At 69.4% G+C, this 19,451-nt stretch carries 18 protein-coding genes and 1 pseudogene; 5 read left to right on the forward strand and 14 right to left on the reverse strand.

Annotation, left to right across the window (positions count from 1 at the left end; all coding sequences use genetic code 11):
* Window positions 1–197: 197 nt before the first annotated feature.
* The gene (locus ACKI2N_RS10220) at window positions 198–1,319 is read left to right on the forward strand and encodes an asparaginase (RefSeq protein WP_420997971.1); all 1,122 of its coding nucleotides are present in this window, start codon (window positions 198–200) and stop codon (window positions 1,317–1,319) included.
* A gap of 272 nt (window positions 1,320–1,591) precedes the next feature.
* Here ACKI2N_RS10220 and ACKI2N_RS10225 read toward each other — a convergent pair whose 3' ends face one another.
* Complete coding sequence (locus ACKI2N_RS10225; protein ID WP_420997973.1) at window positions 1,592–2,041, reverse strand: PaaI family thioesterase; 450 nt, start codon at window positions 2,039–2,041, stop codon at window positions 1,592–1,594.
* Between the two features lie 116 nt (window positions 2,042–2,157).
* Between ACKI2N_RS10225 and ACKI2N_RS10230 the strand changes: the two genes are divergently transcribed.
* Window positions 2,158–2,769 carry a TetR/AcrR family transcriptional regulator gene (locus ACKI2N_RS10230; RefSeq protein WP_420997974.1) on the forward strand — a complete coding sequence of 204 codons (612 nt, stop codon included), beginning with the start codon at window positions 2,158–2,160 and terminating at the stop codon, window positions 2,767–2,769.
* On the opposite strand, the gene ACKI2N_RS10235 is transcribed toward ACKI2N_RS10230, so the two are convergent.
* Window positions 2,766–3,233 (reverse strand): PaaI family thioesterase, encoded by a 468-nt coding sequence (locus tag ACKI2N_RS10235; RefSeq protein ID WP_420997975.1) that lies wholly within the window; start codon window positions 3,231–3,233, stop codon window positions 2,766–2,768. The two genes, ACKI2N_RS10230 and ACKI2N_RS10235, sit on opposite strands and share 4 nt — an antisense overlap.
* Window positions 3,234–3,495: 262 nt before the next feature.
* Here ACKI2N_RS10235 and ACKI2N_RS10240 point away from each other — a divergent pair, with 262 nt between their 5' ends.
* The gene (locus tag ACKI2N_RS10240; RefSeq protein ID WP_420998030.1) at window positions 3,496–3,681 is read left to right on the forward strand and encodes a DUF1289 domain-containing protein; all 186 of its coding nucleotides are present in this window, start codon (window positions 3,496–3,498) and stop codon (window positions 3,679–3,681) included.
* A 6-nt stretch (window positions 3,682–3,687) separates the two neighbouring features.
* On the opposite strand, the gene ACKI2N_RS10245 is transcribed toward ACKI2N_RS10240, so the two are convergent.
* From ACKI2N_RS10245 to ACKI2N_RS10260, 4 genes and pseudogenes are all read right to left on the reverse strand, one after another.
* Window positions 3,688–4,395, reverse strand: a complete 708-nt coding sequence (locus tag ACKI2N_RS10245) for an MOSC domain-containing protein (protein ID WP_420997976.1) — start codon at window positions 4,393–4,395, stop codon at window positions 3,688–3,690.
* Complete coding sequence (locus ACKI2N_RS10250) at window positions 4,392–5,105, reverse strand: glutamine amidotransferase (RefSeq protein WP_420997977.1); 714 nt, start codon at window positions 5,103–5,105, stop codon at window positions 4,392–4,394. Before ACKI2N_RS10250 ends, ACKI2N_RS10245 begins: the two co-directional genes overlap by 4 nt.
* Window positions 5,106–5,205: 100 nt before the next feature.
* Window positions 5,206–7,671: pseudogene (locus ACKI2N_RS10255) on the reverse strand (penicillin acylase family protein).
* Window positions 7,672–7,971: 300 nt separating this feature from the next.
* Window positions 7,972–9,405, reverse strand: a complete 1,434-nt coding sequence (locus ACKI2N_RS10260; RefSeq protein ID WP_420997978.1) for an aldehyde dehydrogenase family protein — start codon at window positions 9,403–9,405, stop codon at window positions 7,972–7,974.
* Window positions 9,406–9,611: 206 nt separating this feature from the next.
* Between ACKI2N_RS10260 and ACKI2N_RS10265 the strand changes: the two genes are divergently transcribed.
* Window positions 9,612–10,220 (forward strand): hypothetical protein, encoded by a 609-nt coding sequence (locus tag ACKI2N_RS10265; RefSeq protein ID WP_420997979.1) that lies wholly within the window; start codon window positions 9,612–9,614, stop codon window positions 10,218–10,220.
* A 109-nt stretch (window positions 10,221–10,329) separates the two neighbouring features.
* Here ACKI2N_RS10265 and ACKI2N_RS10270 read toward each other — a convergent pair whose 3' ends face one another.
* The 6 genes from ACKI2N_RS10270 to ACKI2N_RS10295 all read right to left on the reverse strand — a co-directional run bounded on the left by ACKI2N_RS10270 (window position 10,330) and on the right by ACKI2N_RS10295 (window position 16,315).
* Window positions 10,330–11,952, reverse strand: coding sequence for an ABC-F family ATPase (locus tag ACKI2N_RS10270; RefSeq protein WP_420997980.1), 1,623 nt, complete (start codon window positions 11,950–11,952; stop codon window positions 10,330–10,332).
* A 226-nt stretch (window positions 11,953–12,178) separates the two neighbouring features.
* Entirely contained in the window at window positions 12,179–13,174 is a 996-nt protein-coding gene (gene ldcA / locus ACKI2N_RS10275; RefSeq protein ID WP_420997981.1) for a muramoyltetrapeptide carboxypeptidase, read from the reverse strand.
* Entirely contained in the window at window positions 13,171–13,827 is a 657-nt protein-coding gene (tadA, locus tag ACKI2N_RS10280; RefSeq protein WP_420998031.1) for a tRNA adenosine(34) deaminase TadA, read from the reverse strand. Before tadA ends, ldcA begins: the two co-directional genes overlap by 4 nt.
* A gap of 28 nt (window positions 13,828–13,855) precedes the next feature.
* Window positions 13,856–14,332, reverse strand: coding sequence for a 6-carboxytetrahydropterin synthase QueD (queD, locus tag ACKI2N_RS10285; protein ID WP_420997982.1), 477 nt, complete (start codon window positions 14,330–14,332; stop codon window positions 13,856–13,858).
* A 100-nt stretch (window positions 14,333–14,432) separates the two neighbouring features.
* Window positions 14,433–15,080 (reverse strand): 7-carboxy-7-deazaguanine synthase, encoded by a 648-nt coding sequence (gene queE / locus ACKI2N_RS10290; RefSeq protein ID WP_420997983.1) that lies wholly within the window; start codon window positions 15,078–15,080, stop codon window positions 14,433–14,435.
* A gap of 329 nt (window positions 15,081–15,409) precedes the next feature.
* On the reverse strand, window positions 15,410–16,315 hold the full coding sequence (locus tag ACKI2N_RS10295) for a LysR substrate-binding domain-containing protein (protein WP_420997984.1): 906 nt from the start codon (window positions 16,313–16,315) through the stop codon (window positions 15,410–15,412).
* Window positions 16,316–16,422: 107 nt separating this feature from the next.
* Between ACKI2N_RS10295 and ACKI2N_RS10300 the strand changes: the two genes are divergently transcribed.
* Complete coding sequence (locus ACKI2N_RS10300) at window positions 16,423–17,625, forward strand: MFS transporter (protein ID WP_420997985.1); 1,203 nt, start codon at window positions 16,423–16,425, stop codon at window positions 17,623–17,625.
* Window positions 17,626–17,710: 85 nt separating this feature from the next.
* On the opposite strand, the gene ACKI2N_RS10305 is transcribed toward ACKI2N_RS10300, so the two are convergent.
* The gene (locus ACKI2N_RS10305; RefSeq protein WP_420997986.1) at window positions 17,711–18,217 is read right to left on the reverse strand and encodes a DUF1993 domain-containing protein; all 507 of its coding nucleotides are present in this window, start codon (window positions 18,215–18,217) and stop codon (window positions 17,711–17,713) included.
* A gap of 142 nt (window positions 18,218–18,359) precedes the next feature.
* Entirely contained in the window at window positions 18,360–19,349 is a 990-nt protein-coding gene (locus tag ACKI2N_RS10310; RefSeq protein WP_420997987.1) for an aldo/keto reductase, read from the reverse strand.
* Between the last annotated feature and the right edge of the window lie 102 nt (window positions 19,350–19,451).

Genomic DNA, 19,451 nt, shown 5'->3' on the forward strand with positions numbered 1-19,451 from the left:
GAAGCACGCGCGCTGCCTTGCGCCCCCGGGAAAACCCCAGAACGGTAAATGTCGACACATTCAGGGCCCCTCTCGTATAGTGCTGGTCCGCCGCGGCGACGCCTGTAAGACAGGCGCCGCCGCGCGGATTGCGTAGACCGATAGACGACGCAGACACCCACAAGGTGCTGCACAGTCGTGCCTATATGAGGAAGATCATGAAGCATTTCGCCCGTCTCACCACGCTCAGCACCCTGCTGCTCGCCGCCAGCCTGACCACCGGCGCCGCCCATGCCCAGCTCGCCCCGTCCGCCGCCACGCCGGCCCAGGCCAGCGCGCCGGCGGAGGCCCGCAAAGCCAACATCGTCATCATCGGCACCGGGGGCACCATCGCCGGCGCCGGCGCGGCCGCCACCAACACCGCCGCCTATCAGTCGGCCGTGGTGCCGGTGGACAAGATCATCGCCTCGGTGCCGGAAATCTCGAAGATCGCCAACGTCAAGGGCGAGCAGGTCTTCCAGATCGGTTCGGAGAGCTTCAACAACGAGCGCCTGCTCAAGCTCGGCAAGCGGGTGTCGGAACTGCTCAAGCAGCCGGACGTGGACGGCATCGTGATCACGCACGGCACCGATACCATCGAGGAAACCAGCTACTTCCTCAACCTCACGCTCAAGAGCGACAAGCCGGTGGTGGTGGTGGGCTCCATGCGCCCCGGCACCGCGCTGGGCGCCGACGGCGCGCTCAACCTGTACGACGCCGTGCTGGTGGCGTCCAGCCCCGAATCGCGCGGCAAGGGCACGCTGGCCGTGCTGAACGACGAGATCCACACCGGCCGCGACGTCACCAAGACCAACACTTTCAAGACCGAGACCTTCCGCTCGCCGTTCGGGCCGCTGGGCTATGTGGTGGAAGGCCGCACGCTGTATTTCCGCCTGCCGGCGCGCCCGCACACCACGCAGACCGAGTGGGACATCGACAAGCTCGACAAGCTGCCTGAAGTGGCGGTGGTGTACGCCTACGGCAACGTCAACCCGGGCGCGGTGGACGCCGCGGTGAAGAACGGCGCCAAGGCCATCGTCTACGCCGCCACCGGCAACGGCAGCGTGGGCGACTACATGGTCGAGCCGCTCAAGGCCGCGCGCGCCAAGGGCGTGCAGATCGTGCGCGCGTCGCGCACCGGCAGCGGCGTGGTGGTCCGCAATGCCGAGCAGCCCGACGACAAGTACGACTGGCTGGTGACCGACGACCAGTTGCCGCAGAAGGCCCGCATCCTGATGGCGCTGGCGCTGACCAAGACCAGCGACAGCAAGGAACTGCAGAAGATCCTGTGGAAGTACTGAGGACCGCGGCGTAGCCGCGGGCATCGCGGGCGGGGGCGCACCCCGCCCTTCACACCCCGCTCCCCGCCCTCGCGGCCGGCCGGTCGCCCGCGCGACCTCGCCGGCCGTTTCTCCATTCATGCCAGCCGTCTTCCTGCAAGACCAGGGGACAACGGAGCCGACGCGGGCAGCATGCCGCCAAGCCGCGACGGAACATGGATCTGTGATGGCAAACTGAGGCCGTTAATTGCGTTAGTGGTGCGTCCAGACTGGCGGAGGACCTCCGGGGCCCGCTATTTTCCCTCGGCCTTCTCCACCGGAATCAGAATGGTTTCGCCCGTGGCCACCAGCCGCAACGCGCCGTCGCGCTCGGCGAACACCTCGGCCCGGGCGAATACTTGCCGCCTGCCCGCCTTGACCACGCTGGCGCGCGCCACGAACGCCTGCCCCACCGCCGGCGCCATGCAGTTCACCGAATAATGCGAAGCCAGCACCGACCCCGCCACCGTGGTGGCGGCAAAACCGCAGGCCGTATCGATCAGCGCGCCCAGCACGCCCGCATGCAGGAAACCCGCGTACTGCGTGGCGTCTTCATGCCAGGGCATGCGCAGTTCCGCCTCCCCGCCCTCCGCGCGCACGACCTCGAAGCCCAGCCAGCGGTTGAGCGCGGCGGTGCGATTGACGTCCCTGAGCTTCGCGAGCGAATAAGTGGCGGCGGCCGGCGTTGCCAAGTCTTTGGTCATTAAATGTCTCCTTGCCCGACGGCGCCTTCGTGCCTGTCTTCGTGTCGTGGATTTAATGTAGACCAGTCTATATAATTTCCGACAACCCGCAACCCCTCCGACGCACGAGGATCCCCATGCCCGCCCACGCCAAGCACCGCGACAAGATCGTCCGCGCCGCTGCCGTCCTGTTCCGGCAAAACGGCTACGCGGCCAGCGGGACCAACGATATCGTCGCCCTGAGCGGAGCGCCCAAGGGTTCGCTGTATCACTACTTCCCGCGCGGCAAGGAACAGATCGCCGAGGAAGTCATCGCCTATGCGGGCGAACTGGTGCGCGCCACGCTGGCGCGCATGTGCGCGGAGCACGCTTCGCCGGCGGCGGCGGTGCGCGCCTACGGCACGGCCCTGGCGGGATGGATGGCGGAATCTTCGTACCGCGACGGCTGCCCGATCTCCACCATCCTGCTGGAACTGGCGCCCGAGTCGGAGACCATCGCCGAGGCAGGCAAGTCCGCCTTCGCCACGTGGGAGAACGTGCTGGCGACGCAGTTCGCGGCGCACGGGATCGCGCCGGCACGCGCGGCCGGGCTGGCCAGCCTGGTGGTCTGTTCATGGTCCGGGGCACTGATCCGCGCGCGCGCGGCGCGCAGCGGCGAGCCGATCCTGTGCGCCATGGAAGCGCTGGCATGCCAGATCGATGCCGCCGTGCTGGAGGCGGCATCGAAGGCCGCCGGCACACCGGGCTAGAACACCACGTTGCTCATCAGCGCCCTGGCCACGAGTTCGGCCTCGTCGGCGCCCTCGGCGTAGACCGACACTTCGCTCACCACCTGCTTGCGCCCGCGCCGGATGACGCTGGCCACGGCGCGCAGGCTGGCCGCCTTCGCCGCTTCGAGATACTGGATATTGAGCGAGCTGGTCGCGCCGCCGCGCAGGTTGCCGGCATCGCAGCCGGATACCGAGGCGGCCGCGCCGGCCACGTCGATCAGCGTGGCGATCACGCCGCCGTGGACGATCTCGCCGACCGTGATGTTGGCGGCGCTGAACGGCAGCAGCAGTTCGACGTGGTCGACCGCCAGCACGTCCAGCACGATGCCCAGCGAGCGGGCCACGGGCGAGCCCATCAGGACCTGCTCCACGGTCTGGCGGATACGCGGATCGACCGGCGCGCTGACGGCGGCGCCGGACAAGGCGGCAACGAGGGTTGGCATCGTACTCTCCTGGGTGAGGATCCTGGCAACAGGTGCAGCTTAAGGCGGGCCGCCGACGGCGCTCAATTACCTGGCTGGTAATCGGCAAACTTCCACGCGGCGGTGTTACGCCAAAGGCACCGCGCGAGCCGGGATTGCCCCTGCCGCCGTTTATAATGTGCGCCCGTCCGCCCCGCCTCGCCGCCGCATGCCGTCAGACCCGCCAGACACAAACCCGCTTTCCGCGCTCTCGCCCGCTACCGGTCCGCAGCGCGACGAAAGCCTGTTCGACCGGCCCGACAGCCCCTGTATCGGCATCTGCTCGACCTTGTTCGACGAAATCTGCCAGGGCTGCGGGCGCACCGCGATGGAAGTCAGCAACTGGGTCTTCATGGACGACGCCGAAAAACAGGCCGTGTGGGAGCGCATCACGCGCGAAGGCACGGCGCGGCGCTTCCGCCAGGGCTGAGCGCCGTCAGCCGCCCCCCAGCCGCCGCTCCATATCCTCGACCTCGCGGCGCGCCAGCCGCTGGCGCGCCAGCTTGCGCCAGCTCTCGGCCAGCGCCGGCAACGCCGCCATCTCGGCCAGCGCCGCCATGTCGAGCCGGTCCACGTACAGCACATGCAGCAGGCGCCGCAGGCTCCAGCCGGGGCACGGCCGCGCGACCAGCGCGAGGCGGTCTCCGCTGGCCAGCTCGCCTTCTTCCAGCACCCGGTAGTACCAGCCCGTGCGCAGGCTCTGCTGGACCGCGCGCGCCATGCCGGCATGGCCGAAACGGTGGTTGAGCTTCCAGCAGGGCTGGCGCGCCTGCGACACCTCGACCAGCGCGGTGCCCAGGCGGAAACGGTCGCCGATGCAGACGTCCGCCTCGGTGAGGCCCGCGCTGCTCAGGTTCTCGCCGAACGCGCCGGGCCGCGACAGCACCGCGGCAGCCTCCGCCGACAACGGCGCGAGGTCCCGCCGCCAGGCCGGGTAATGATCGAAGGCATAGTGATGAAGCGCTTTTTCCGGGCCGCCGTGGTGCCTGGGATCGCCCTGCCCGTCGCCGACGAGGCCAAGCGTGGTGACGCGCACCGCGCCCGCCGCCGGCTGCTTGTCGATGCCGCTGGGCAGGCCCTGGGGCCCGAACGGGCGCACGGCGCCGAGCAAGACGCTGTCGATCGCCGTGGCAACCCCGCTCACAGCCCCGCCTCCTCCAGCCAGCGCGCGAACATGCGGCGGCCCGCCGCGGCCACGCCGGCGCCGATCTCCACGGTGCGGGCGCGGATCGCGCGCGGGTCGATGCCGGCCTTGCCGAGTTCGACCGTATGCCCGATCAGCCAGCCCTCCAGTTCGGCGGGGCGCACCTCGGGATGGAACTGCAGCGCCAGCGCGTGCCGGCCGATGGCGTAGGCCTGGTGCGGCACGGCCGCCGTGGAAGCCAGCAGCTGCGCGCCGGCGGGCAGGTCGAAGGTGTCGCCATGCCAGTGCAGCACGTTCCAGCCGGCGCTCTCCAGTTCGGCCAGCGCGGACTCGCGGCCCGCGGCGGTGGGCTGGACCGGCGCCCAGCCGATCTCGCGCGTGCCGGGATAGACGCGCGCGCCGCTGGCGCGGGCGATCAGCTGCGCGCCCAGGCAGACGCCGATCACCGGCCGGCCCGCCTCGAGCCGCGCGCGGATGACGTCGACCTCCGCGTCCAGCCACGGATAGGCCTCGTTCTCGTACACGCCGATCGGGCCGCCGAGCACGACCAGCAGGTCGGCGGGATGGGTGGCGACCACGCTCAGGTCGTCGATGCCGGCGCGCAGCACTTGCAGCGCATGGCCGCGCTCGCGCAGGACGTCTCCCAGCACGCCGGCGTCTTCGAACGCAACGTGCTGGATCACATGGGTGGTGAACCTGGCTTGGGTCATGGCGGGCCTGTCCGGTCGGTGCAAAGCACCGATCTTACTGGTATCCGGGCGCGCCGGGCAATCGATCACGCCATGACATATCCATGCCGCGGCGGCGCGGTCAGCGCGCCCCGCCGCCGGGCTTGAGCACCAGCGTATCGAACGCCTCGTTGCCCGGCGCGCGGCGGTCGGGGGCCATGGTGATGTACTGCACCGCGGCCCACTTGTCGGTCCAGTCGCGGTAGTGCGTGGACATCACGTTGCCGGACTGGCCGGTCGAATCCATGAAGCGCGATTCGGCCAGGTCGGAGAGGTCGTAGATGGCGCGCAGGCCGGCCGCATGCACGCTTTCGAACGGCGCGGCCTCGTCGCGCAGGTTGTTGCGTCCCGCGTTGACCGTATAGGTATCGCCGCCGGTCGGCACTTTCACGTTGAACAGGCCGGACAGGTAGGGCTGCTTGCCGAACGGCTTGTGTTCGGAACGCGCGGCGTGGGCGGTGCCCCAGCGCCAGCGCTCGGGCTTGTCGCCGTAGCGCCGGTCCAGGTCGGCGATGGCGCGGCGCCAGGCCTCGGCGATGGCGTCGTCGCAGTCTTCGCGGGCCGTCGTGGTGCTGTCGTCGCACCAGAACGCGCCGAGCCCGCGGGGATTGCGCAGCACGTTGAGCATGGGCTGCTGCACGTTGCGCTGCTCCCACATGCGGTTGAACAGCGCATCGCCCACCTTGTCCTCGAACAGCACGCGCGACAGTTCGCGCAGCCAGGCGGTGGCCACCAGCGGCTCGGCCAGCCCGGGCTGCATGTCGCCGTCCCACCAGCGCAGCGCGGCGATGAGCGCGCGCTCGCGCTGCGGCTGCGCGGGATCGCTGGCGACCGGGGCCGCCAGCAGCAGCGGCAAGGCATCGCGCACCGCCAGCGAAAGCGTGTCCTTCTGGATCGCGCCGAAGCTGTCCATGGTGTGCCGCGCGGTGGCGTCGAGCAGCGTGCGGATGCGCTGGTAGCGGTACGGCACGGTCCATTCGCTGGTCAGGAAATACGGGTAGTCGTCGCCGACGATCTTCTGGTTGGCCGTGGCGATGACGCCTTCCGGCGGGTTGAAGCTGCGCGGCAGCTGGTCGAACGGGATGAAGCCGTTCCAGTCGTAGCGCGCGTCCCAGCCCGGCGCGGGCGCCAGACCCTTGAGGTCGTTGTCGGCGCGCCGCAGCGGCACGCGGCCGGGCGCGATGAAGCCGATATTGCCGTCCACGTCCGCGTAGACGATGTTCTGCTGGGGCGAATGGAAATCGCGCATGGCCGCCAGGAAACCGGCCCAGTCGGTGGCGCGGTTGAGCGCCAGCCCGGCCTGGAAGGTGCGGTCGTCGGCGCGCAGCGCGGTCCACTGGAAGGACACCACGTACTGCGCGCCGAGCGGCGCGGCGGCCGTGGCGACGGGCTCGGCGGCGTCCGAGATCACCGGGCCGTGGCGGGTTTCGCGCACGGCCAGGGTCACGTCGGGCGCGCCTTTGACGTGGATGGTCTCGCTGCGGGTCTTGAACTCGGCCCAGCCGTCGGGGGTCTGGTAGCGCTGCGTGCTGCCCGGCTGGAGGCGCTCGATATACAGGTCCTGCACGTCAGGCCCGGTATTGGTGAAGCCCCAGGCAATGCGCTGGTTGTGGCCCAGCACCACCAGCGGCGTGCCCGGCAGCGAGGCGCCGCTGACGTCCAGGCCCGGCGCCTGCATCTGCGCGAGATACCAGAGCGTGGGGGCCTGCAGCGCGAGATGCGGATCGTTGGCCAGCAGCGGCTTGCCCGAGCGCGTATGGGCGCCGGACACCACCCAGTTGTTCGAGCCCATGCCCTCGACATGGCCGGACGGCGCCTGCTGCTCGACGCGCGCCATGGCCGTGGCCAGCGGTGCGAGATGCCGGTAGAGGCTGCCGTAGTCCATGGTGCGCGGCGAGCGCTCGCCCGGATAGGGCGCCAGCAACTCGTTGATGCGCGCGACCGGCAGCACCTGGGCCAGCCGCATGCGCAGCGTTTCCTGGGTTCAGTTGCCGCCCAGGTCCCACGCCATCATGGTCTGCCAGGCCAGGGTATCGGCCGGCTCCCAGTGCTCGGGCCTGGTGCGCAGGAGCAGGAATTCGGGCGGCAGCGGCCCCTTGTGCGTATCGATATAGGCGTTGATGCCGTCCGCGTACGCCTGCAGCGCGGCGCGCGCCTCGGGCGTGGAGCGGGCCAGGATGGCCTCGGCGTTGCGCCGCACGCCGAGGGTGCGCAGGAAGCGGTCGGCATCGAGCGCGGGCGGCCCCAGGATCTCGGCCAGCCGGCCCGACGCGATGCGCTTGTTCATCTGCAACTGCCACAGGCGGTCCTGCGCGTGCACGAAGCCAAGCCCAAAGTAGGCATCCGGCACGTTGGCCGCCTTGATGTGCGGCACTTCGTGGCGGTCCCGCACGATGGACACGCGATCGCGCAGCCCCGGCATGCTCAGCGTGCCCGCCGTCTGCGGCTGCGACGCCTGCCGGTACCACACGTAGCCGCCCAGCGCGCCCGCCAGCAGCAGCGCCGCCAGCGTCAGCACCAGCCAGGCCAGCCGTTTGAACCAGCGCATCGATCCCTCTCCCCCGCGTGGCGGCAGGCGCCCGCGGTCTTCTATGTTTTATGTCCCGTACTGCTGTCTCTGTACTGCTGCCTCTGGTTTCCCGCAGGGCCGCGCCGGACCGGATCCGCGTGGCGCAGGCTGCGCGGGATCCCGCATTATCACCGAAGCGCATGCCGTCCGGGCAGTTGCCGCGCCATGCCGCCGCCGCACGAAAAAAATGCCCGGGTTCGCCGGGCATCTTTCTTCGCTGCGGCCAGCGGCGCCCGCTTGCGCGCGCCGCCCTGCGCCACCACGCCAGCCATCCGTGCCTCAGGCGGCCGGCTTCTTCAGTTGCAGCGCCTTGTACTCCAGGAATTCCTCGAGCCCGTACTTGCCGGCCTCGCGCCCGTTGCCGGACTGCTTGTAGCCGCCGAACGGCGCCTGCATGTTGAACGGGCCGCCATTGATGTCGACCTGGCCGGTGCGGATGCGGCGCGCCACGCGGATGGCGCGCGCCTCGTCGCCCGACCACACGCCGCCGCCCAGCCCGTAGATGCTGTCGTTGGCGATGCGCACGGCGTCTTCCTCGGTGTCGTAGCAGATGATCGACAGCACCGGGCCGAAGATCTCCTCCTGCGCCACCGTGGCCTTGGGGTCGACATTGCCGAGCACGGTCGGCTTGACGAAGAACCCTTTCTCCAGCCCTTCCGGCGCTTCTGGGCCGCCCGTCACCAGTTCGGCGCCTTCGTTCAGGCCGCGCTGGATGTAGCTGGTCACGCGCTCGCGCTGCGCGGCGGAGATCAGCGGCCCCAGGCGGCTGGTTTCCTGCAGCGGGTCGCCCACGGTGAACGCATCCGCCACCTGCTTGGCGATGGCCTTGGCCTCCTCGTAGCGGCCGCGCGGCACCAGCATGCGGGTATGGGCAGAGCAGGTCTGGCCGGAGTTCAGGAAGCAGGCGCTGATGGTGCCCTTGACCGCGGCCGGCAGGTCCGCATCGTCGAGGATCACCGAGGCCGACTTGCCGCCCAGCTCCAGCGCCACGCGCTTGACGCTCTGCGCGCCCAGCTCGGAAACCCGCTTGCCGGCCCGCGTGGAGCCGGTAAACGACACCATGTCGACCTCGGCGTGGCTGGCCAGCGTCTCGCCCACCACCGGGCCGTAGCCGGTGACCAGGTTGAACACGCCCGGCGGCAGGCCGGCGGCTTCGATCACTTCGGCCAGCACGAAGGCGTTGAGCGGCGCCACCTCCGACGGCTTGAGCACCACCGTGCAGCCGGCGGCCAGCGCCGGCGCGACCTTCAGCGTGATCTGGTTGAGCGGGTAGTTCCACGGCGTGATGGCCGCCACCACGCCCACCGGCTCGCGCACCACCAGCGAATTGCCGACTTCTTCCTCGAAGGTGAAGTTCTCCACCAGCTTGGCCGCCTGCGCCCAGTTGTAGACCGGTCCGCCGACCTGGATGGCGCGCGCCAGCTTGATCGGCATGCCGACTTCGCCCGCGATCAGCTGCGCCAGTTCCTCGCTGCGCTCCTTGAGGCCGTCCGCGATCTTGCGGATATAGCCGGCGCGCACCGCCGGCGGCGTGGCCGACCAGGCGTCGAAGGCGGCGCGGGCAGCCTGGATGGCATCCTCGGCATCGCGCGCATGCCCTTCGGGGATGCGGCCCATGACGGCTTCGGTGGTGGAGTGGATGACGTCGATCTGGCCGGTGCCGTGGGGCGCGACCCACTTACCGTTGATGAAGAGCTTGTCTCGTTGTTGCATGGCCACAGTTTTCAGTTGGTGAATAGGCGAGTGCAAAATTTTTGTTACTTTTATGGTGCTCCACATTGTAGAGCGGTTTGGCGCCTCGTTTTTTTGCGGTGCGCCAGCCGCCGGAACAACGTGGCGATAATCGGCCGACCACGAGCCGAATCCGGGTACAGCGCGCCACATGCCGCTACCGGCGCGCATAACAAGGGAGCAGAGACATGACGGACCCTGTGTTCCACAAGACCGAGCAAGGCCAGGACGAGATCCGCACGCGCGCGCGCAAGCTGGAACATAGGACGCGCGCCCTGCTGCTGATCGTCAACGGCGAGCGCCGGCGCAGCGAACTGCTGGCGCAGACCAGCGGCATGGGCGTGGGCCCGGAGGCCATCGACGCCTTGCTGGAAGCCGGGCTGATCCGCGCCGGGGCGTCCGCGCAGCCGGACACGCCCGCCGCGGCCGCCGCAAGCCGCCCGGCACCGCAGACGGCCGGCGCCGGCGACACCGGCAGCGTGGTTCCAATCCCCGCCGCGCGCGGCGCGGGCGATGGCAGCAACGGCGGCACCGGGGACGCGGCCAGCCAGGGCCCCGTGACCTACCAGCAGCTCTATCACTTCTACACGGACGTCATCGGCCATCATCTCGGCCTGCGCGGCTACATGCTGCAGGTCAAGGTCGAGAAGGCCGCCGGCACGGCCGAGCTGGCCGCGCTGCGCGGCCAGCTGTACTCGGCCCTGCACAAGGCCAGGGGCGAGATCACGGCAGCCGCCATCATCGACCAGCTCGACAGGATGGTGCGGGGCGAGGGGCAGGGACAGGCGCAGGCCTGAGCGGCGGCGCCGACGCCCCGGCAAAACCGGGGAAAAACCGGGGAAAACCGGACAAAAGAAAAAGGGCCGCGCGTGGCGGCCCTTCCTTGCTCCGGCTGGCTGATGCGGCTCAGCCCGCGATGCCCTGCGACTCCAGGTACTCGTCATAGGTACCCAGGTAATCGACCAGCGTGCCGTCGGTGCGCACTTCGATCACGCGCGTGGCCAGGCCGCTGACGAAGACGCGGTCGTGCGAGACGAAGATCAGCGTGCCGGTGAACTTGTCCAGCGCGATCTGCAGCGATTCGATCGACTCCATGTCCATGTGGTTGGTCGGTTCGTCGAGCGCCAGCACGTTGTGGCGGCCCAGCATCAGCTTGCCCCAGATCATGCGGCCCTTCTCGCCGCCGGACAGCACCTTGACCGACTTCTTGATGTCGTCGGCCGAGAACAGCAGGCGGCCCATGGTGCCGCGCAGCGACTGGTCGTCGTCGCCGGCCTGGGTCCACTGGCCCATCCAGTCCATCAGGTCGCGGTCGTCCGGAAATTCCTCGTAGGTGTCCTGCGGCATGTAGCCGACGTTGGCGTTCTCCGCCCACTTGACCGTGCCGCGATCCACTTCCACGCCGCGCTGCACGCCGTTCTGCACGGCGTTGTTGAGCAGGCTGCGCAGCAGCGTGGTCTTGCCGGCGCCGTTCTCGCCGATGATGGCCACGCGCTCGCCGGCCTGGATCGCCATCGACAGGTTGTTGACGATCTTGCGGTCGTAGGTCTTGGTGATGCCGTCCGCCTCCACCGCGAGGTTGTGCAGCTTCTTCTCGAACTCGAAGCGGATGAACGGGTTCTGGCGCGACGACGGCTTGATGTCCTCGACCTTGATCTTGTCGATCTGCTTGAGGCGCGAGGTGGCCTGGCGCGCCTTGGACTTGTTGGCCGAGAAGCGGCGCACGAAGTCCTGCAGCTCGCCGATGCGCTCCTTGGCGCGCGCGTTGGCCGCCATCTGGCGCTCGCGCGCCTGCATGGAGGCTTCCATGTAGTCGTCGTAGTTGCCCGGGTAGACCTTGAGCGTGCCGTAGTCCATGTCCGCCATGTGGGTGCACACGGAGTTCAGGAAGTGGCGATCGTGGGAAATGATGATCATGGTGGAGTTGCGCTCGTTGAGCACGTCCTCCAGCCAGCGGATGGTGTTGATGTCGAGGTTGTTGGTCGGTTCGTCGAGCAGCAGCACGTCCGGGTTCGAGAACAGGGCCTGGGCCAGCAGCACGCGCAGCTTCCAGCCCGGCGCCACGTCGCTCATCTTGCCCTGGTGCTGGTCGGTGGGGATGCCCACGCCCAGCAGCAGCTCGCCGGCGCGCGCCTCGGCCGTGTAGCCGTCGTACTCGGCGTACTTGGCCTCCAGGTCGGCGGCCTTCATGTAGTCTTCGTCGGTCGCTTCGGGGTTGGCGTAGATCGCGTCGCGCTCGCTGGCGGCGGCCCACATTTCCGCGTGGCCCATCATCACGACGTCCAGCACGCGCATGTCTTCATAGGCGAACTGGTCCTGGCGCAGCTTGCCCAGGCGCACGCCCGGCTCCAGCATCACGGTGCCCGAGGACTGCTCGAGGTCGCCGCCGAGGATCTTCATGAAGGTGGACTTGCCGCAGCCGTTCGCGCCGATCAAGCCGTAGCGGTTGCCCTCGCCGAACTTGACCGAGATATTCTCGAACAACGGCTTGGGGCCGAACTGCATGGTGATGTTTGCGGTAGAAAGCACGTCTGGAACCTTGTGTGAATGAGGGGGCGCGGGCGGCGCGGCACCGGTGCGCACGGAACGGAACCGGCGCGGCAATGCCGACAGACGCGCACACGCGGCCAAGGGCATGGTGCGCGGTCCCGGCTGCGGCCGGGAGCCCGACGGAATCCCGGCCGAAGACCGGGAAATAACCCGCGATTTTACCATCCGCGGGCGTGGGAAAGAAGCGATCAGCCGCCGATGGACATCAGATAGGGGCGCCGGCGGCCGCTTTCAACACCGGATAACCCGACAGCGACAGCGAGAAACCGTCCGCGCGTGCGCTCAACTGCGCCTGGCCGCCCACTGGCAGCGTCAGCTTGCGCACGCAATGGCCGAACGGCAGGCCGGTCAGCACCGGCACCGGCAGGCGCTCCCGCAGGTAGGCCACCACCGCGGGCAGGTCGTAGCCGTTGTCGTAGTCGGTCACCCGGTAGTTGGAGAAGTCGCCCAGCACGACGGCGCGCTGCGCGCGCAGCACCCCGGCCTGGTCGAGCTGCACCAGCATGCGCTCGACCCGGTATGGCGGCTCGTTGACGTCTTCCAGGAACAGGATGCCGCCTTCGACGGCCGGCATGAACGGCGTGCCCAGCAGGCTGCACAGCATGGCCATGTTGCCGCCCCACAGCGTGCCGGACACGGTGTCGCTGAACGGCTGGCCGCCGGCCTGCGGCGCGTCCACGTCGATGGCGTAGGCCGCGTCGTTCAGCACGCCGGTGAAGTGCTCCCACATGAAGGCATCCACCGCTTCAGCGCCGAAGTCCGCCAGCAGCATGGGCCCGGCGAAGGTCACGCCGCCGGCCGCCGCCAGGTAGGCCAGCTGGAACGCGGTGAAGTCGCTGTGGCCGACGATGGGCGTCTGGCTGGCGCGCGCCTGCTCCGCGATGCGGGCAAAGTCCACGCGCTCCAGCAGGCGCGCGATGCCGTAGCCGCCGCGCACCGCCAGCGTCAGCTCGTGCGGCGTGCCGGTGCCGATGGCGTGCAGGTCGGCCAGGCGCTCGTCGTCGGTGCCGCCGAAGCGCAGGTAGCGGCGCGCCAGCACGTCCGGGTTGCCGACGTGGAAGCCGTGCTGCCTGAGCCAGGCGCAGCCGCGCGCGGCGATGGCCACGTCGTGCGGATAGCCCGACGAGGCGATCAGGCGGACCTCGGTCGGCGGCGTGGCGGGATTGGCTTGGCTCGCTGGGTTCGGCGTCGACTGGCTCATGCGTCTGGATCCGGGCTGGGGTCGGGGCGGCTTGGATTGTCGTCGGTGGTTGTACCACAGCGCGCGCATGCCGTGGGCGCGGCATCCTGCGCCGGCGCGGATTGCCGCGCCGTCTTCTGCGCGGCTTTCTGCGCGCGCCGCCTGGCGCCGAAGAACGCCTTGAGCATGCCGCTGCATTCCTCGGCCAGCACGCCGCCGGCGACGGTGGTCTGGTGGTTCAGCTGCGCCTGCCCGAACAGGTCGAGCACACTGCCGGCCGCGCCGGTCTTGGGATCGGCGGCGCCGAACACCACGTGGCGCAGGCGTGCGTGGAGAATCGCGCCGCTGCACATCACGCACGGCTCCAGCGTCACGTACAGCTCGCACTCCGGCATGCGGTAGTTGCCGATCACCTGCGCGGCGGCGCGCAGCGCCTGCATCTCGGCGTGGGCCGACGGGTCGACCGAGCGGATCGGCAGGTTGTGGCCGCGCGCGATGATGGCGTCGTTCCAGACCACCACCGCGCCCACCGGCACTTCGCCGGCGGCCTCGGCCAGGCGCGCTTCTTCCAGCGCGGCCCGCATGTAGCGGCGGTTGCGCTCGGCGGCGGGATCGGCGGCGGGATCGGCTGCCTCGTGCGGCTCCCCGGCTCCGGGCGGCAGCGGCGCGTTCATCGGATCTGGCATGCGCTGGCGGAAGGCGTCAGTCCTGCGCGGGCAGGCTGAACGCCGCGCTGACTTCGGCCCAGCAGTTCGGCGTCTCGAACAGCACCAGGCGGGTGAGCTGCAACTGGTGGCCGAAGCAGTCCTTGAACACCGGCGCGAGGATGTCGAAGGCGGCCTGGGCCAGGTTTTCCACGGTGGGAATGGCGTCCAGCACGACCGTCTTGTGCCCTTCCATGGACTGCAGGAATTTCAGCAGCGCGGTGTCGCCGCGATGGATCAGGAAGGCGTGGTCCCACTTGTCGACCAGGTGCTCGTTGGCCAGCGCCTTGATGTCGCCGAAGTCCAGGATCATGCCCTCGTCCGAGGCGCCCGCGCTGCGCAGCACTTCGCCCGACAGCGTGAGGTCGAGGCGGTAGCGGTGGCCGTGGATGTTGCGGCACTGGCCGCCGTGGTTGGGAATGCGGTGGCCGGAATCGAATTCCAGCCGGCGGGTGATGGAGACTTGCTTGTTCATGGATGCCGGTATGTGCAGGTACGGTGGCCGCAGCGGCCGGAGCGTTCGGGACGAAGGTCGGGGTGAAGGTCGGGGTGAAGGTCGGGGCGATTTGCCGGGATCACCGGATACCTAGCAGCTTGTGGGTCTGCAGCGACAGGCGCCAGCGCGGCCGGCGCTGGCAGAACGCCACCGCCAGCGCGGTATTCTGCCGTGCCAGCGGGCCGTCCATGGCCTGCACCAGGAAATGGCGGAAATCAAGCCGCTCGTATGCGGCGAAATCCTGGCCGTCCTGCGGGATCACCACCTTGAGCTCGTCGCCGCGCGTGACCACCAGCTCGGCGCCCATCTTGGGGCTGACGCAAACCCAGTCCACGCCGTCGGGCACCGGCAGCGTGCCGTTGGTCTCGATGGCGATCTCGAAGCCGCGCGCGTGCAGCGCGCCGATCAGCGGCGCGTCGAGCTGCAGCAGCGGCTCGCCGCCGGTGCAGACCACCAGCGGACGGCCGGCGCCGCTGCCCTCCACGTCCTGCGGCCATTGCGCCGCGACCTTGTCGGCGAGCGCCTCGGCGGTGCGGTACTTGCCGCCCTCGGTGCCGTCGGTGCCGACGAAATCGGTGTCGCAGAACTGGCAGACCGCGCCGGCCCGGTCCTCTTCGCGCCCGCTCCACAGATTGCATCCGGAGAAGCGGCAGAACACCGCGGCGCGGCCGGCGTTGGCGCCCTCGCCCTGCAGTGTGTAGAAGATTTCCTTGACGGCGTAAGTCATGCTGGTGGTAAAGCGGTTGCGAGTCTTTGTGGGTGTGCAGTCATCATGCGCCAGCCGCCATGTGCCGCGGCCATGCGCCGGTGGCGGCATGATGGCGGATACAGGCGGCGGAATGGCCGGCGGACGGATCGGGCCGGCGAGCGGCGATGCCGGGACGGCAATCCCGCGCGGGTGGCCGGCAGGCTGGCGGCCACCCATGATCGATGGCCATTGGTCAGGCTACTGCGGCGAACTCGCTATTTTCGCACAGGTAGCGGATCGGCTCCAGCCGCGCTGCCGGTCAAGCCTGCTTCCGGGTCCCTCCTGGCCCCGTGCTGGCCTGCCCGCGCCTACGTCTTGGCCCACTCCGCCGCGCGCAGCCGCGTGCCGACGAAGTCCAGGAAACAGGCAATGCGCGCCGACAACTGGGTGTTGAGGTAGTAGACCGCGTTGATCGACTGCCGCTCCTCGAAGGTGTCCCGCATCAGCACCTGGACCAGGTCGCCGCGCCGGCGGTCCGCTTCGGTCATGAAATCCGACAGGCACACCAGCCCCTCGCCGGCTAGCGCAAGCTGGCGCAGGGTTTCGCCGCTCGATGCGCTCAAGTGCGGCGTGACCTGCACTTCCTCGCCCATCGCGCCGCGCAGCGGCCAGCGGTTGAGCGACTCCGGCTGGTTGAAGCCGATCAGGCTGTGCTTGCCGAGGTCTTCCACCGATTCGGGGCGCCCGCGCGCCTTCAGATAGGCCGGGCTGGCCAGCACGCGCACGCGGCTGGTGGCCAGCGGGCGCGCGTGCAAGGTGGAGTCGCGCAGCGTGCCGATGCGGATGGCCACGTCGGTGCGGTGCTCGAGCAGGTCGATGATCTGGTCGTTGGTATTGAGCTCCAGCTCGATCTCCGGGTAGGCGCGGCGGAATTCGCTCACCAGCGGCACGATCACATGGAGCATGAAAGGCGACGCCGCGTTCACTCGCAGCCGGCCCGCCGGGCGCTGGCGGCGCACGGCCATCTGCTCCTCGGCCAGCTCCACCGAGGCGAGGATGCTGCGCGCGTGGGCCAGCAGCGCCTCGCCCTCCTCGCTCAGCGCCAGCCGGCGCGTGGTCCGGTGCAGCAAGGTGGTGCCGACCTTGTCTTCCAGCCGGCCGAGCGCCCGGCTGATGCCCGACACGGTCTGCCCCAGCTGCTCGGCGGCGGCGGTGATGGAGCCGCTGTCCACCACGGTGGCAAAGGCCTGCAGTTCTTCGAGTGTGATCTTCATTCTTGAATACTAATCAAATATCTTATCCAGATCACCGTCTTATTCCGCAAGAAAACCACGGGCACACTCCGTCCATTCCAATTTCCCGGATGCTCCAGGAGCCCGCCATGCCCATCGCCCTGCTCGCGCTGACCATCAGCGCGTTCGCCATCGGTACCACCGAGTTCGTCATCGTCGGCCTGATTCCCACCATCGCCGCCGATCTCCACATCACCCTGCCCTCGGCCGGCCTGCTGGTCAGCCTCTATGCGCTGGGCGTCGCGGTGGGCGCGCCGGTGCTGACCGCCCTCACCGGCCGCCTGCCGCGCAAGGCCCTGCTGGTGTCGCTGATGGCGCTGTTTACGCTCGGCAACCTGCTGGCCTGGAAGGCGCCCGGCTATGAATCGCTGATCCTGGCGCGCATCCTGACCGGCCTGGCCCACGGCGTGTTCTTCTCGATCGGCTCGACCATCGCCACCAGCCTGGTGCCGAAGGACAAGGCCGCGAGCGCGATCGCCATCATGTTCACCGGCCTCACCGTGGCCCTGGTCACCGGCGTGCCGCTGGGCACCTTCATCGGCCAGCACTTCGGCTGGCGCGAGACCTTCCTCGCGGTGGCCGCGCTCGGCCTGGTCGCCTTCGTCGGCAGCCTGCTGTTCGTGCCGTCCCATATCCGCGGCAACGCGCCGGCGTCCCTGCTGCAACAGGCCAGGGTGCTGGCCGAGCCGCGCCTGCTGCTGGTCTACGCCAAGACCGCGATCGGCTACGGCGGCTCGTTCATTCCGTTCACGTTCCTCGCGCCGATCCTGCAGGACGTGTCCGGCTTCAGCGCCGGCGCGGTCGGGCTGGTGATGCTGGTGTACGGCGTGTCGGTGGCGGCCGGCAATATCTGGGGCGGCCGCCTGGCCGACCGCCGCGGCCCCATCGCCGCGCTCAAGATCGTCTTCCTGCTGCTGGCGCTGGTGCTGTTCGCGCTGACCTTCACCGCCGCGCACCGCTGGCTGGTGGTGGCCACGGTGCTGGCCTGGGGCGCGGTCGCCTTCGGCAACGTGCCGGGGCTGCAGGTCTACGTGGTCAAGCAGGCCGAGCGCTTCACGCCGGGCGCCGTCGACGTGGCATCGGGCCTGAACATCGCCGCGTTCAACCTCGGCATTGCCGGCGCGGCCTGGGCCGGCGGCCTGATCGTGACCCGCCTGGGGCTGATGCACACGCCGTGGATCGGCGCGCTGGTGGTGCTGGTGGCGCTGGCCTTGACGGCCTGGAGCGGCCGCCTCGACCGCATCGACGAAGCGGCGCCCGCCAGCCGCGGGTTGGCCGCCGGCGGCGCCTGACAAACCCGCGTCCCGGCCCGTTCGACGAGGCCGCCCCGGCAGATGCCGCGGCGGCCTCATTGCATGCCGGCGCTGCCGGAGGCTCTCAGGGCAGGCCAAGAAAATCGCGCTTGCCGATCGGCACGCCCTTGTGGCGCAGGATGTCGTAGGCCGTGGTCACGTGGAAATAGAAGTTCGGCAGCGCGAAGCCGAGCAGATAGGACTTGCCGTCGAACCTGGCCGGCTCGGGCCGCAGCTTGAGCTCGACGATGCGGGTGTCGCTGCCCTCCAGCTGCGCCGGTTCGATGGTCTTCAGGAAAGCCACCGTTTTGGCGATGCGCTCCTGCAGTTCGGGGAAGGTGGTTTCGTTGTCCGCGAACGACGGCATCTCGATGCCGGCCAGCCGCGCGGCGCAGCCCTTGGCGCTGTCGCTGGCGCGCTGCACCTGGGCCGGCAGCGGATCCATGTCCGCCACCAGGCGGGTCTGGATCAGGTCCGACGGATCCATGCCCTGCGCCTGCGCGAACGCGGCGCCCTTGTCCAGGATGGCCGACAGGTTGCCGAAAGCCCGGAGGAATACCGGGATCGAGACTTCATACATGGAAAGCGACATGGGGGTGTCCTTGGCTGAGGTTGGGTGGCGCGTCCGCCCCCGGGGCGGCCGCGCGTCCGCGAGCATAAACCCTTTGCCGCGTTCCCGCTGCTTGCCGTGCCGCCCCGCCTCAGTGCCGCTTCAGGGCCGCCTCAATGCCACCTCAAGGCCGCTTCACCGGCGGCGCCATGTAGGTCGGCGCGATCGGCTCGCGGATGCAGCGTGACAGGATCGCATCGATCTCGGCCATGCCCTGCTCGTCGATATGCCAGCCGAGGATCTCGCCAACCGGGTCGAGCTGATCCGGGCGGCGGGCGCCCCACAGCGCGACGGTCGGTCCCTTGTCGAGCACCCAGCGCACGGCGAGCGCCAGCACCGACTTGCCGAAGCGCTCCCGCGCCAGCGCTTCGAGCGCCTGCACCGCGGCCAGGTATTCCTGGAAGCGCTCGCCCGAGAACTTGGGGTCGATCTTGCGCAGGTCGTCGCCTTCGTACGTGGTCGCGGCGGTGATCCTGCCGGACAGCAGGCCACGGCAGATCGCGCCGTAGCTGAGCACCGTCAGCCCGGTCTTGCCGGCATACGGCAGCACGTCGGCTTCGATGTCGCGCTCGAACAGGTTGTAAGGCGGCTGCACGGCGTCGAGCGTGGCGACGGCGCGGAACGTGTCCATCTGCGCGGGCGAGAAGTTGCTCACGCCGATCGAGCGGATCTTGCCTTCGCGGCGCAGGTCTTCCAGCGTGCGCGCGGTTTCCTCGAGCGGCGTTTCCAGGTCGGGCCAGTGGATCTGGTAGACGTCGAGCACGTCGGTCTGCAGCCGGCGCAGGGAATCCTCGACCTCCTGGCGCAGCCGCGCGGGGCGCGAATCGCGGAAGACCTTGCCATCCTTCCAGTCGAGCCCGGCCTTGGTGGCGATCTGCACCTGGTCGCGCAGGCCGGCTTCCTTCAGCGCCTTGCCCACGATTTCCTCCGAGCGGCCGAAACCGTAGACGGGCGCTGTGTCGATCAGCGTGACGCCGAGCGCGACCGCGCGCTGGATGGTCGCGATGGCCTCGCGCTCGTCGGCGCCGCCCCACATCCAGCCGCCGATGGCCCAGGTGCCGAGGCCAATGCGCGAGGCCTGGAGACCCGACGTACCGATTTCAATGTGTTCCATGTATGACTCCGGGAGATTTCGAAGCATGCCGGCCGCGCTTCGCCGCGCCGGCATGCCAGCAGCCGAACTGCACCATTGCAATATGCCCGCGCCGCGCTTATC

Origin of the sequence: Cupriavidus sp. 30B13 (genome assembly GCF_049059565.2) — a bacterium.
Taxonomy (GTDB): Bacteria; Pseudomonadota; Gammaproteobacteria; order Burkholderiales; family Burkholderiaceae; genus Cupriavidus.

Coding starts and splice junctions, on each gene's coding strand:
- queD (WP_420997982.1), bottom strand. CDS start 14,332: ATGAACAAGCAAGTCTCCATCACCCGCCGGCTGGAATTCGATTCCGGC.
- queE (WP_420997983.1), bottom strand. CDS start 15,080: ATGACTTACGCCGTCAAGGAAATCTTCTACACACTGCAGGGCGAGGGC.
- ACKI2N_RS10295 (WP_420997984.1), bottom strand. CDS start 16,315: ATGAAGATCACACTCGAAGAACTGCAGGCCTTTGCCACCGTGGTGGAC.
- ldcA (WP_420997981.1), bottom strand. CDS start 13,174: ATGAGCCAGTCGACGCCGAACCCAGCGAGCCAAGCCAATCCCGCCACG.
- ACKI2N_RS10260 (WP_420997978.1), bottom strand. CDS start 9,405: ATGCAACAACGAGACAAGCTCTTCATCAACGGTAAGTGGGTCGCGCCC.
- ACKI2N_RS10225 (WP_420997973.1), bottom strand. CDS start 2,041: ATGACCAAAGACTTGGCAACGCCGGCCGCCGCCACTTATTCGCTCGCG.
- ACKI2N_RS10310 (WP_420997987.1), bottom strand. CDS start 19,349: ATGGAACACATTGAAATCGGTACGTCGGGTCTCCAGGCCTCGCGCATT.
- ACKI2N_RS10230 (WP_420997974.1), top strand. CDS start 2,158: ATGCCCGCCCACGCCAAGCACCGCGACAAGATCGTCCGCGCCGCTGCC.
- tadA (WP_420998031.1), bottom strand. CDS start 13,827: ATGAACGCGCCGCTGCCGCCCGGAGCCGGGGAGCCGCACGAGGCAGCC.
- ACKI2N_RS10300 (WP_420997985.1), top strand. CDS start 16,423: ATGCCCATCGCCCTGCTCGCGCTGACCATCAGCGCGTTCGCCATCGGT.
- ACKI2N_RS10250 (WP_420997977.1), bottom strand. CDS start 5,105: ATGACCCAAGCCAGGTTCACCACCCATGTGATCCAGCACGTTGCGTTC.
- ACKI2N_RS10220 (WP_420997971.1), top strand. CDS start 198: ATGAAGCATTTCGCCCGTCTCACCACGCTCAGCACCCTGCTGCTCGCC.
- ACKI2N_RS10235 (WP_420997975.1), bottom strand. CDS start 3,233: ATGCCAACCCTCGTTGCCGCCTTGTCCGGCGCCGCCGTCAGCGCGCCG.
- ACKI2N_RS10265 (WP_420997979.1), top strand. CDS start 9,612: ATGACGGACCCTGTGTTCCACAAGACCGAGCAAGGCCAGGACGAGATC.
- ACKI2N_RS10305 (WP_420997986.1), bottom strand. CDS start 18,217: ATGTCGCTTTCCATGTATGAAGTCTCGATCCCGGTATTCCTCCGGGCT.